The sequence below is a fragment of the Microbacterium sp. No. 7 genome (assembly GCF_001314225.1).
GTDB lineage: Bacteria > Actinomycetota > Actinomycetes > Actinomycetales > Microbacteriaceae > Microbacterium.
In genome coordinates this window covers 1786807-1799264 of the sequence record NZ_CP012697.1, presented here as the reverse complement: position 1 = coordinate 1799264, position 12458 = coordinate 1786807, and the positions used below count along the sequence as shown (strand labels likewise).

Genomic DNA, 12458 nt, shown 5'->3' with positions numbered 1-12458 from the left:
CCCGCGGCCGAGAACGCATCTGGCGGCCGAAACCGCATCCCGTGGCCGAGAACGCGGCGACGAACCGCACTCTCGGCCGCCAGATGCATTCTCGCGGGGAGGCAGGCGGGAGCAGGAGGGAAGAGGCGCGTCAGACGGCGGCGAACGCCTCGGGCGGGGGGCAGGCGCAGACGAGGTTGCGGTCGCCGTAGGCGTTGTCGACGCGGCGCACGGGGGGCCAGTACTTGGCGCGCACCAGCGAGGGCACGGGGTACACGGCGACCTCCCGCGAATAGGCGTGGTCCCAGGCGTCCGAGACGGCGGCCGCCGCGGTGTGCGGGGCGTTCACGAGCGGATTGTCGTCGGCCGGCCACTCCCCCGCCTGCACGGCGAGCGCCTCGCGCCGGATCGAGATCATCGCCTCGATGAACCGCTCGACCTCGCCGAGGTCCTCCGACTCGGTGGGCTCGACCATCAGGGTCCCCGCGACCGGGAACGACATCGTCGGCGCGTGGAAGCCGTAGTCGATGAGCCGCTTGGCGACGTCGTCGACCGTGATCCCCGTCTCGTCCCGCAGGGGGCGGAGGTCGAGGATGCACTCGTGCGCGACCAGGCCGTCGTCGCCCGTGTAGAGCACCGGGTAGTGCGCGCCGAGGCGCCGGGCGATGTAGTTCGCCGAGAGCACCGCGGATGCCGTGGCGCGGGCGAGGCCGTCGGCGCCCATCATGCGCATGTACGCCCACGAGATGGACAGCACGCCCGCCGAGCCGTAGGGCGCGGCCGAGACCGGGCCGCCCGCGAAGACGTGCCCGCCCGCGTGCGCGTCGCGCTGCGCGAGGGGATGCCCGGGCAGGTGGGGCGCGAGGTGCGCCTTCGCCGCCACGGGGCCGATGCCGGGACCGCCGCCGCCGTGCGGGATCGCGAACGTCTTGTGCAGGTTGAGGTGCGAGACGTCGCCGCCCAGCTCGCCGAGGCGGGCGTAGCCGATGAGCGCGTTGAAGTTCGCGCCGTCGACGTACACCTGGCCGCCGGCGTCGTGCACCGCGCGGGTGATGTCGAGCACGTCGTGCTCGTACACGCCGTGGGTCGACGGGTAGGTGATCATGAGCGCGGCGAGGTCGTCGGCGTGGTCGGCCACCTTGGCCCGCAGGTCGTCGAGGTCGACGTTGCCGGCCTCGTCGCACGCGACGACGACGACGCGCATGCCCGCGAGCACCGCGGATGCCGCGTTGGTGCCGTGCGCCGACGACGGGATGAGGCACACGTCGCGCCCGGCGTCGCCGTTCGCACGGTGGTAGCCGCGGATCGCGAGCAGGCCGGCGAGCTCGCCCTGCGAGCCCGCGTTGGGCTGCAGGGAGACCGCGTCGTAGCCGGTGACCTCCGCCAGCCAGGCCTCGAGCTGATCGATGAGCTCGAGGTATCCCCGCACGTCCTCCGCCGGGGCGAACGGGTGGATGCGGGAGAACTCCGGCCACGTGACCGCCGCCATCTCGGTGGCGGCGTTGAGCTTCATCGTGCACGAGCCCAGCGGGATCATGCCGCGGTCGAGCGCGTAGTCGCGGTCGGCGAGGCGCTTGAGGTAGCGCATCATCGCGGTCTCGGAGCGGTGGCTCGTGAACACGGGATGCGTCAGGTAGCCGTCGGCGCGGTGCAGCGCGGCCGCGACGCCCGCGAGGGGGGTCGCGTCGCGGAAGGCGAGGCCCGTGCCGAACGCGCCGCCCGCGACCTCGACGCCGAAGGCGGCCGCGACGGCGGCGAGATCGGCCGCGGTCGTGGTCTCGTCGGCCGTGATCCCGACGGTGCTCTCGTCGACGAGGCGCAGCAGGTAGCCTGCCTCCCTCGCCCTCTCGACGACGGCGGCGGCGTCGACGCCCGTCACCTGCAGGGTGTCGAAGAACGCCTCGCCCGCGAGTCTCAGGCCCGCTGCGCGCAGCGCGGCGGCGAGCGCCTCCGCCTTCTGCGCCGTCTCGGTCGCGATCCGGCGGATGCCGTCGGGCCCGTGGTACACGGCGTACATGGATGCCAGGACGGCCAGCAGCACCTGTGCGGTGCAGATGTTCGACGTCGCCTTCTCGCGGCGGATGTGCTGCTCGCGGGTCTGCAGGGCGAGCCTGTAGGCGGGGTGGCCCTCGGCGTCCTGCGAGACGCCGACGAGGCGGCCGGGCAGCTGACGCTCGAGGCCCGCGCGCACGGCCAGGTAGCCCGCGTGCGGGCCGCCGAAGCCGAGCGGCACGCCGAAGCGCTGGGTCGTGCCCACGGCGATGTCGGCGCCGAGCGAGCCCGGCGAGGCCAGCAGGGCCAGCGAGAGCAGGTCGGCGGCGACGACCGCCTGGCCGCCCGCGAGGTGCACGGCGTCGATGACGCCCGACGGGTCCCACACGCGCCCGGAGGCGCCGGGGTACTGGACGACGACGCCGAAGACGCCGTCCGGGAGCATCTCTCCCGCGGCGAGGTCGAGCTCGGCGATCTCGATGCCGAGCGCCTCGGCGCGCGAGGCGAGCAGCGCCTTCGTCTGAGGCAGCGCGTCGGCGTCGACCGCGAAGACCGCGCCCTTGCCGCGCACCGCACGGCGGGCGATGAGCATCGCCTCGACCACCGCGGTGCCCTCGTCGAGCATCGACGCGTTCGCGGTCGCCAGGCCGGTCAGGTCGGTCACCATGGTCTGGAAGTTGATCAGCGCCTCCAGGCGCCCCTGCGAGATCTCCGGCTGGTACGGCGTGTAGGCGGTGTACCACGACGGGTTCTCGAGCACGTTGCGGCTGATCACCGACGGGGTGATCGTGTCGTGGTACCCGAGGCCGATCATCGCGCGGCGCACCGTGTTCTGCGCCGCGAGCTCCCGCAGCTCGGCGAGGGCCTCGGCCTCGGTCGCGGCCTCCGGGATCGCGCTGTCGGCCACGGGCCGGGCGTGGATGGATGCCGGCACGGCGGCCTTCACGAGGGACTCGACGCTCTCGTGGCCGAGCGCGTCGAGCATGACGCGCTCGGCGGCCGCGTCGATGCCGATGTGACGGTCGGCGAAGACGTCGCCGCCGGTGGTGTCCCGGGTCACGCGGGATCAGCCCTCGGTGAGGGCGACGTAGGCGTCGCGGTCGAGCAGGCCGTCGAGGGCGCCGTCGGCGACGCGCACCTTGATCAGCCAGCCGCCCTCGAAGGGGCCGGAGTTGACCAGGGCCGGGTCGGCGACGACGTCGTCGTTGATCTCGACGACCTCGCCGGAGATCGGCGCGTAGAGCTCGCCGACCGACTTGGTCGACTCGATCTCGCCGACGACGGTGTTCGCCTGGATCTCGGTGCCCACGGCGGGCAGCTCGACGAAGACGACGTCGCCCAGCCGCTCCGCGGCGTAGTCGGTGACGCCGACGGTGGCCACGTCGCCGTCGAGGGCGACCCACTCGTGCTCCTCGCTGTAGCGGAGCGTGTTCAGATCGGTCATTTCTTCCTCCGGTAGAAAGGCAGGTCGGTGACGGTCGCGGGGATCCTGGTGCCGCGCACGTCGAGGAACAGGTCGCCGTCCGCGGCGGACGGGTCGACGAAGGCCATCGCGATCGGATGGCCGAGGGTGGGGCTGAGCGCGCCGCTGGTGATCTCGCCGACGACGGCGCCGTCGGCATCCGTCACCGCGTAGCCGGCGCGGCCCGCGCGGCGGCCCGAGGCGGCGAGGCCGACGAGCACGCGGGCGCCGTCGGCGGGCTCGATGCCCTCCTTGCCGACGAAGCGCTCCTTGTCGGCCGCGACGACCCGGCCGAGGCCGGCCTGGGCGGGGACGACGTCGAGCGAGAGCTCGTGGCCGTACAGCGGCATCCCGGCCTCGAGGCGCAGGGTGTCACGGGCGGCGAGGCCGCACGGCACCAGGCCGTGGCCGGCGCCCGCGGCGACGACGGCGTCCCACAGGGCGGGCGCGCGGTCGGCGGCGACGAGCAGCTCGAAGCCGTCTTCGCCCGTGTAGCCGGTGCGGGCGATCAGCAGCGGAGTCCCCTGGAACAGGCCGTCGGCCCAGGCGTAGTACCTCTGCTCGGACCAGGGCGTGGAGACCTCGGTGATGCCCTCGGTCGCGGCGACGATCGCCTCGGCGTTCGGGCCCTGCACGGCGAGCAGCGCGTAGTGGTCGGAGACGTCCTCGACGCGCACGCCGGTCTCGCCCACGACGAAGCCGAACGATCCGTCGTCGCCGACGAGCTCGGGGGTGCGGCCGAACGCGAAGGAACGGGTGCGCGCCCGGAGCGCCTCGGACACCGCGTCGCGGTTGCCCGCGTTGGAGATGATGAGGAACCGGTCCTCGGCGAGGCGGTACACGATGACGTCGTCGACGATGCCGCGGGGCTCGGCGAGCAGCAGCGAGTACTTCGCCTTGCCGACGGCCATGTTCGACAGGCGGCCCGCGAGGGCGTGGTCGAGGAAGACCGCGGCCTCCGCGCCGTCGATCGTGAACTCCGCCATGTGCGAGATGTCGAAGATGCCGGCGGCCTCGCGCACCGCGCGGTGCTCGGCGAGGTCGGACGTGTAGCGCACCGGCATCTGCCAGCCGCCGAAATCGGTGAACGATGCGCCGAGCGCCTCGTGCCGCTCCCTCAGGGGCGTGAACCGGGACCGCTCGCCGGGACCGGCGTCGTTGCTGTCTGTCATGGTGTCCTTCCGCTCAGCATTCCACGACGTTCACGGCGAGTCCGCCCCGTGCCGTCTCCTTGTACTTCGAGCTCATGTCGCGGCCGGTCTGCCGCATCGTCTCGAGCACCTCGTCGAGCGAGACGCGGTGGCTTCCGTCGCCCCACATCGCCATCCGGGCGGCGTTGATCGCCTTGCCCGCGGCGACCGCGTTGCGCTCGATGCACGGGATCTGCACGAGCCCGCCCACGGGGTCGCACGTCAGCCCGAGGCTGTGCTCCATCGCGATCTCCGCGGCGTTCTCGACCTGGGCGGGCGTGCCGCCGAGCACCGCGGCGAGCGCGGCGGCGGCCATCGCCGACGCCGAGCCGACCTCGCCCTGGCATCCCACCTCCGCGCCCGAGATCGACGCGCGCGTCTTGCACAGCGCACCGATCACGGCGGCCGTCAGCAGGAAGACCCGGGTGATCTCGCCGTCGGAGACGCCGGATGCCGCGGCCGGGGTGTAGGTGCGCGCGTAGTGCAGCACGGCGGGCACGATGCCGGCGGCGCCGTTGGTCGGCGCCGTGACGATGCGTCCTCCGGCGGCGTTCTCCTCGTTGACGGCGAGCGCGACGAGGTTGACCCATTCCTGCGCGTAGGCGACGTCGCGCCGCGGGTCCTCGCGAAGGAGCCGGTCGTGCCAGTCGGGCGCCCGACGGCGCACCCGCAGCCCTCCGGGAAGGACGCCGTCGGCGGCGACGCCGCTGCGGACGCAGTCGTCCATGGCGTCGCGGATGCGCAGGATGCCGTCCTGCACCTCCTCGGCCGTTCGGCGCGACGTCTCGTTGCGCCAGGCGATGCCGGCGACGTCGGTGCGCTCCGCGGCGCAGAGCTCCAGGAGCTCGGCGGCGCTGCGGAACGGCAGCGGAACGGCGTCCGCGGGCGCGGCGGGCGCGACGTCGCCCTCCCGCTCGATGCTGCCGCCGCCCGTGGAGTAGTAGACCGCCTCGTCGAGGACGGCGCCGTCGGGTCCGGTCGCACGGAATCGCACGGCGTTCGCGTGACGGGGCTTGACCGTGCGGGGCGAGAGCACGATGTCGTCGGCGCACAGGGGGATCTCGCCGCCGCCGGCCAGCCGCAGCCGGCGCTCGTCCGCGATGCGGGCGGCACGCCGCTCGACCTCGTCGCGGAGCACGGCGTCGGGCCGGCATCCCTCGAGCCCGAGCAGCACGGCCGTGAGCGTCCCGTGCCCGGCGCCGGTGGCCGCCAGCGAGCCGAACAGCTCGACGTCGACCCCGGTCGCGTGCGCCGCCCGCGGGCCGAGACGGGCCGCGAAGTCGGCGGCGGCCCGCATCGGCCCCACGGTGTGCGAGCTCGACGGCCCGACCCCGATCGTGAACAGGTCGAAGACGCCCACGTACCCGCTCATCGGATCCCCGGGAGCGTGTCGTCGGTGCCGGCGTAGAGCGGGTGGGCCGCCGCGAGGACGTCGACGCGACCGGCGAGCGGGGCGAGCTCGTCGTCGGACGCGAGCAGGGCCGCCGCGATGATGTCGGCGACCTCGACGAACGCGGCGTCGTCGAATCCGCGGGCCGCGAGCGCCGGCGTCCCGATCCGCAGGCCGCTCGTGACCATCGGCGGGCGGGGGTCGTCCGGCACGGCGTTGCGGTTGACGGTGATGCCGATGCGGTGCAGGCGCTCCTCGGCGGCGCGGCCGTCGAGCGCGCTGTCACGCAGGTCGACGAGCACGAGGTGCACGTCGGTCCCTCCGCCCACGACCCGCACGCCCGCGGCGACGCAGTCCGGCGCGCTGAGGCGCGTCGTGAGGATGCGGGCGCCCGCCACGGTGCGCTGCTGCCGACGGCGGAACTCCTCGCCGGCGGCGAGCTTGAGGGCCACGGCCTTCGCGGCGATGACGTGCTCGAGCGGGCCGCCCTGCTGTCCCGGGAAGACCGCCGAGTTCAGGCGCTTGGCGATGTCGGCGTCCATCGACAGGATGAGCCCGCCGCGCGGACCGCCCAGCGTCTTGTGCGTCGTCGTCGTCGTCACGTGCGCGTACGGCACGGGCGAGGGGTGCAGGCCCGCGGCGACGAGGCCGGCGAAGTGCGACATGTCGACGAGCAGGTAGGCGCCCACCTCGTCGGCGATCTCGCGCCAGGGCGCGAAGTCGAGCGCGCGCGTGTACGCCGACCAGCCGGCGATGATCAGCGCGGGCCGGTGCTCGCGGGCGAGGCGCGCGACCTCTCCGAGGTCGATCTCCTCGGTGTCGGGCGAGCGGTGGTACGGCACGACCTCGTAGAGACGCCCCGAGAAGTTGAGCCGCATGCCGTGGGTGAGGTGGCCGCCGTGCGCGAGGTCGAGGCCGAGGATGGTGTCCCCGGGCTTGATCAGCGCGTGCATCGCGGCGGCGTTCGCCTGCGCGCCCGAGTGCGGCTGCACGTTCGCGTAGGCGGCGCCGAACAGGCTCTTGGCCCGCTCGATCGCCAGCGTCTCGATGACGTCGACGTGCTCGCAGCCGCCGTAGTAGCGGCGGCCCGGATAGCCTTCGGCGTACTTGTTGGTGAGCACGCTCCCCTGCGCCTGCATGACCGCGAGCGGTGCGTGGTTCTCGGATGCGATCATCTCGAGGCCGCTGCGCTGGCGCTGCAGCTCGGCCGCGATCGCCGCCGAGACCTCGGGGTCGATCGTCGCGAGCGACGCGGTGAGAACGGCTGCGGTGGAATCGGTCGTCACCATCGAGGAACTCCTTCGTGAGGCATCCGCGACGCGGATGCGGTGAGTTCCTCCCGCTCTGTCATAGGCCTGAGAGTTTCCGCGCCGTAGCGCTTGCCCCGTCGGCGGGCGAGGCCGGATGAGACATCCGGCTCGCCGCTTTTCAGAGTGACCTGCCGCCACGGTACGTGGGCCTGAGAGATTCCGGGAGGAGTTGCTCCTACGGCAGCCGCGCGATGGCGGCGTTCTCCCGTGGCGGGTGAGTGGTCGTTCAGTTGTACCGCCGAGCATACCAGCGCGGCGGCCCGCGCGGTGCCCGAGGTGGCGCGGGCGTGCGCACGCCCGCCGTGTCGCCCCGTCATGCCGGACGGTATCCGGGACGCAGCGGAGGCACGGCCGTCCCCTCCGGAATGGGGCAGTCGTAGGGCGTGCGCGCCGTCAGCGCGGCGAACTCCTCCTTGGCCGCCTCGAGCAGCCCCTCGTCGGTGAAGAGGTCGAGCGCGGTCGCGGCGATCGCCGTCGCCGCGTGCACCATGCCCTTGTGCGCCCACGCGCTCTTGCCCTGGGCGACCATCTGCCAGGAGTGCATGGGCGTGCCGCACGCGGCCGTGCCGCCCCAGATCTGGACGGTGGGCGCCGTCCAGCTGACGTCTCCGACGTCGCTCGAGCCGTGCAGCAGCAGCCGGCGACGCTCATCGGCCAGCGGCAGGACGCCGGTGAACAGCGTCTGCGGCTCGTTCTCCAGGTCGTGGTCGGCGAAGACGGAGTCGACGGCATCGGGCGGGAACGTCGCCTGGATCTCGCGGGCCGCGGCCTGGTCCTCGTCGTCGAAGGGCACGCCGCCGAGCACCTCGACGTTGCGATGCAGCGCCTCCTCGAGCACGCGGTTGGGGAGGATCTGCGCGCTGGCCCCGTCGAAGACGACCTCGACCTCGGTCTCGGTCATCCAGGCGGCGCCGTGCGCGACGCGGACGACGCGGTCGTACAGCGTGCGCATGCCGGCGACCGTGGGCGAGCGCACGATGTAGTAGAGCTCGGCGGAGGCCTGCACGACGTTCGGCGAGGTTCCGCCGGCGTTCGTGAAGGCGTAGTGGATCCGCTCGTCGTCGCGGATGTGCTCGCGCAGGTAGTTGACCCCGGTGTTCATCAGCTCGGCGGCGTCGAGCGCGCTGCGCCCGAGGTGCGGCACGGCCGCGGCGTGCGCGGCGAGCCCCGTGAACCGGAAGTACGCCTGCGTGTAGGCGAGCAGGCGCACCTGGCTCGTCGACATCACGTCGGCCGGATGCCACGTGACGGCCGCGTCGATGCCGTCGAACGCGCCGCCCGCGACCATGAACGACTTGCCCGCCGCGCCCTCCTCCGCGGGGCATCCGTAGTAGCGCACCGTGCCGGGCAGACCCAGCTCTTCGAGGCGGCGGGCGGTGGCGACGGCGGCCAGCAGCGCTCCCGCACCGAGCAGGTTGTGACCGCAGCCCTGCCCGGCGCCTCCCACGTTCTGCGGGTCGGGCTCGCGCACGGCCGATCCGGCCGCCTGGCTCAGTCCGGCGAGCGCGTCGTACTCGCCGAGGAAGGCGATCACGGGGCCGCCCGAGCCCCATTCCGCCCGGAAGGCCGTGGGCACACCGCCGGCCTGCGGCTCGATGCGGGCGCCGAACTCCTCGGCGGCGGCGATGTGGGCCGCGACGGACGCGTGCTCCTCCCAGCGCAGCTCCGGGTGGTCCCAGACGTCGTCGCTGAGCCAGATGAACCGGGGGGCCAGCTCGGCGATGAGCGGGCCGATGCCCGACACCGAGGGGGCTTTCGTGGATTGCGTCATCGTTCTCTTCCTTCTCTTCTCTGATGGGGCGGGGGTCCCTGATGGGACGGGCTTGGCCGACGGAGCGGCGGGGCGAGCGGTCACGGCGCATCCGAGGATGCGGCGGCGTCCTGCTTCTTGCTCGCCCCGGGGAGGAAGAGGGCGAGCAGGATCGTCGCGGCCACCGTGAGCGCGATCGCGAAGGGCCCGATGGCGGGCACGAGCGGGGCGAGCACGAAGGTGACGACGGCGCCGACCGCGAGGGCGATCGCGATGACCCGCGGCTGCCGGCTGCTCGCGATGGCCTGCACGACGACGGCGCCCATGATCGCGGGCAGGATGTAGGTCTGCACGCTCACGGCGACGTTCTCGGGAATGGCCCGCGAGATGACGCTTCCGAGGAGGCCGACGAAGAGCGCGAGCGAGGCCAGGTGCACGACGGCGGCGCCGCAGATGGCGAGCACCGAGGCGAACTGCCCGCGCTTCGTGCCCGGCTCGGCGCCGATCGTCGACTGCGCGACGACGGCGGCCGGCAGCAGCTTGTTCGAGATGTTGCCGATCATGAACGCCTGGTACATGCTCGCGGACCCGAGGATCGGGAAGTACGCCAGCGGCTCGATCGCCATGACGATGCCGAAGGCGACCAGGATGGCGACGACGCCGGTGACGACGCCCGCGACGGGCACGTCCAGTTGCGCGGCCAGCAGAGCGGGGCCACCGACCATGGAGATCAGGGCGAGGATCATCGTGATGCGGCCCCAGCGCGACGTGGTCTTGTCGAACCTGTTCCAGGCGGCGTCGACGTCGGCGGGGGAAGGGGACGGGGTCTCGGTGGACATCGTTCGGCTCCAGGGGGTGATGTGCGGGCCGCTCAGGCGATGCCGGCGGCGTTGATGAGGACGGCCACGACCAGGCCGATGACGACGGCGATGCCGAGGCCCCATTCCCGCAGCCAGTTCTGCGAGAAGCGGCGGGCGATCCACAGCGCGATGGCCATGACGGCGGCCGTCGTCGCCACGACGAGCGTCGCGCCGAGGCCGCGCTGGACCTGCTGCATGCCGAGCGTCGCGAACGCGCCCAGCAGCGCCGCCCCGGGGATGATCGACATGGCGCCGGCCGCCCGGCCGACGGTGCGGCCCTCGAGCCGGTTCGCGCCCCGTTTGAGCAGCGGCGTCGCGATCAGCGTCACGAGCATCCAGACCGTTCCGGCGAGCGACAGCGAGAGCAGCACGCTGGCGAAGACGGACTGCGTGTAGCCCTCGCCGCCGAGCTCCGCCCCCTGCGCGTTCGCGGAGATCGCCGCGCCGCCCACCTCGAAGGCGGCCGACCCGATGAGGCCGATGCGCACGAGCGCCGCCGGGGTCCCGAAGACGGTGATGAGCGTGAGCGCGATGAGCGCGACGGCGAGCGACGGGCCGATGGATGCCACGGCGCCGGCGCGGAACGAGGTGGCGACCTCCTTGCGGGACATCCCGACGGCGGGGGCCGCCTTGCGCACGGCGACGTAGTAGATGACGCTCTGCGCGATGATCACGCCGAACACGGCGACGACCGTCAGCCACAGCACCGGCGCGTTGACGATCGGGGCGAGATCCGTCGAGTCCGGATCGAGGGCGAGGGGGAACGATGGCATGGGGGCTCCTCTGGAAAGGGAAACGCTCCGCGGACCGCGGCGCGATGCTGCCTGCCCGTTCTGTCCCTTGTGCCTGAGAGCGTCGCGCCGCGTGCGGCGCTTTCCCCTTCGGCGGGCTCGTCGCCGAGCCTCTCTCCAGAGTTGACGGCTGCGGGTCCCTGATGCCTGAGAGATTTGCGGGTACTTGCCCCTTCGGCGTCCGCGTTCGCGGAACTCTCCCCAGCAGCCGTGTCGCGCATCCCGGGTCGAACCGGGATGCCCGTGCGATCTTCAGTTGTCGTCGTGCATGAGAACATTATGGACACTGTCCGATTTCCTGTCGGTCTCACCGGTGTTTCGGACGGATGAACGCTCATCGCGGCTATCGTGATCGCGTGAGCAGCCCCGCCAAGCAAGAGGACTTGCGCTCGCGCCGGATCGACAACGACGACCCGCGCGTGCTGCGCACGCGGACGAGGCTGACGGCCGCCTACCGCGCGCTCGTCGAGGAGTCGGGCGGCGGATGGCCGACGGTCATGGCCGTCTCGCGGCGCGCCGGCGTCCCCCGGTCGTCGTTCTACGCCCACTTCCGCAGCGTCGACGCCCTCGCCCTCGCGGCGCTGGCCGAGTCCACCGAGGCGCGGACGGCGCGCGCCCGCACGCTGATCCAGGCGGGCGGGGAGCGGCGCACGGTGAACACCGAGGCGATCCTCGACCTCGTCCGGCACTTCGCCGAGCAGCCCGGCGTGCGCGAGCGGCTGGAGGATCCCGGGAGCGAGTTCGCCCGGACGATCGAGGACATCCTGGTCGCCGACGTCCTGCGGGCGCTGCACTCGCGACCGTCGCTCCAGGCCGACGCGGAGGTCACCGCCCGCTTCGCCGCGGCCGGGCTCATGCGCGTGATCTCGTGGTGGCTGCGCGACGGCGACGGCCTGACCGCGGAGGACCTCGTCCGCGAGCTCATCACGATCCTGCCGTACGACCTGGCCGGCTGAGGCGCACGGCGGCCCCGCCGCGACGACGTCGACCCCGGTTGCACTTCAGGTCGCAATGACACTAAGATCGTGCCCGGGAGGTTAGGGTCATGAAGACACAAACCAGGCGCACCGACGACGTGCGCGTCGCCGTGTCGACGGTGATCTTCACGCTGCGCCGCATCGGCGACACGTCGCAGGTGGCCCTCCCCCTCGTCCGCCGCACGCGCGACCCCTTCGAGGGCCTGTGGGCGCTGCCCGGCGGATGGCTCGGGATCGACGAGAACCTCGAGGCCGCGGCATCCCGCACCCTCGCCGAGACGACCGGCATCGAGCCGAGCTACCTGGAGCAGCTGTACGCCTTCGGCGACGTCGGACGGTCCACGAGCCGCGTCGTCTCGATCGTGTACTGGGCGCTCGTCCGCCAGGACGACGCGCCCGCGGCGCCCGAGAACACCGCATGGTTCGACGCGACCGCGCTGCCGCTGCTCGCCTTCGACCACAACCAGATCGTCGACTACGCGCTCTGGCGCCTGCGCAACAAGGTCGGCTACAGCCGCATCGCGCACGGCTTCCTGCCCGACGAGTTCACCCTCGCCGACCTGCGCGAGGTCTACGAGGCCATCCTCGGCCGCCGCCTCGACCCGCCCAACTTCCGGCGGCAGGTGGAGAGCTCGGGCACCCTCATCCCCACTCCGTCGTTCCGCACGGGCAATCACCGCCCCGCACGTCTCTACCGCTACAACCACGATGTCGAGCTGGCCGACCGCGGCCCGCTCCCGGCCTGAAGGAGCCGATC

Annotated in this window: 10 protein-coding genes and 3 riboswitches; of the genes, 2 read left to right on the top strand and 8 right to left on the bottom strand. The window is 72.8% G+C overall.

What is annotated here, in order from left to right; genetic code table 11:
- Positions 1–130: 130 nt before the first annotated feature.
- The 8 genes from gcvP to AOA12_RS08150 form a co-directional block, all read right to left on the bottom strand.
- Entirely contained in the window at positions 131–2956 is a 2826-nt protein-coding gene (gene gcvP, locus AOA12_RS08185) for an aminomethyl-transferring glycine dehydrogenase (protein WP_231637243.1), read from the bottom strand.
- A gap of 81 nt (positions 2957–3037) precedes the next feature.
- Positions 3038–3415, bottom strand: a complete 378-nt coding sequence (gcvH, locus tag AOA12_RS08180) for a glycine cleavage system protein GcvH (protein ID WP_054681860.1) — start codon at positions 3413–3415, stop codon at positions 3038–3040.
- The gene (locus tag AOA12_RS08175) at positions 3412–4605 is read right to left on the bottom strand and encodes a glycine cleavage system aminomethyltransferase GcvT (protein WP_054681858.1); all 1194 of its coding nucleotides are present in this window, start codon (positions 4603–4605) and stop codon (positions 3412–3414) included. The genes gcvH and AOA12_RS08175 overlap by 4 nt, the downstream gene beginning before the upstream one ends.
- A gap of 13 nt (positions 4606–4618) precedes the next feature.
- Positions 4619–5995, bottom strand: a complete 1377-nt coding sequence (locus AOA12_RS08170; RefSeq protein ID WP_054681856.1) for an L-serine ammonia-lyase — start codon at positions 5993–5995, stop codon at positions 4619–4621.
- Positions 5992–7302 carry a serine hydroxymethyltransferase gene (gene glyA / locus AOA12_RS08165; protein WP_054681854.1) on the bottom strand — a complete coding sequence of 437 codons (1311 nt, stop codon included), beginning with the start codon at positions 7300–7302 and terminating at the stop codon, positions 5992–5994. The genes AOA12_RS08170 and glyA overlap by 4 nt, the downstream gene beginning before the upstream one ends.
- 45 nt (positions 7303–7347) lie before the next feature.
- Positions 7348–7450: riboswitch (glycine riboswitch) on the bottom strand.
- A riboswitch (glycine riboswitch) is annotated at positions 7451–7541 on the bottom strand.
- A 95-nt stretch (positions 7542–7636) separates the two neighbouring features.
- A complete protein-coding gene (locus AOA12_RS08160) occupies positions 7637–9094 on the bottom strand; it encodes an amidohydrolase (RefSeq protein ID WP_054681852.1) in 1458 nt (485 codons plus the stop codon).
- Between the two features lie 80 nt (positions 9095–9174).
- Positions 9175–9912: a hypothetical protein gene (locus AOA12_RS08155; RefSeq protein WP_054681850.1), complete on the bottom strand. Its 738-nt coding sequence runs from the start codon at positions 9910–9912 to the stop codon at positions 9175–9177.
- A 32-nt stretch (positions 9913–9944) separates the two neighbouring features.
- The gene (locus tag AOA12_RS08150; RefSeq protein ID WP_054681847.1) at positions 9945–10706 is read right to left on the bottom strand and encodes a DUF5058 family protein; all 762 of its coding nucleotides are present in this window, start codon (positions 10704–10706) and stop codon (positions 9945–9947) included.
- A gap of 142 nt (positions 10707–10848) precedes the next feature.
- Positions 10849–10938, bottom strand: a riboswitch (glycine riboswitch).
- A 142-nt stretch (positions 10939–11080) separates the two neighbouring features.
- On the opposite strand from AOA12_RS08150, the gene AOA12_RS08145 reads away from it, so the two are divergent.
- Entirely contained in the window at positions 11081–11680 is a 600-nt protein-coding gene (locus AOA12_RS08145; protein WP_054681845.1) for a TetR/AcrR family transcriptional regulator, read from the top strand.
- Positions 11681–11769: 89 nt separating this feature from the next.
- Complete coding sequence (locus tag AOA12_RS08140; RefSeq protein ID WP_054681843.1) at positions 11770–12447, top strand: NUDIX hydrolase; 678 nt, start codon at positions 11770–11772, stop codon at positions 12445–12447.
- The last annotated feature ends 11 nt before the right edge of the window (positions 12448–12458 follow it).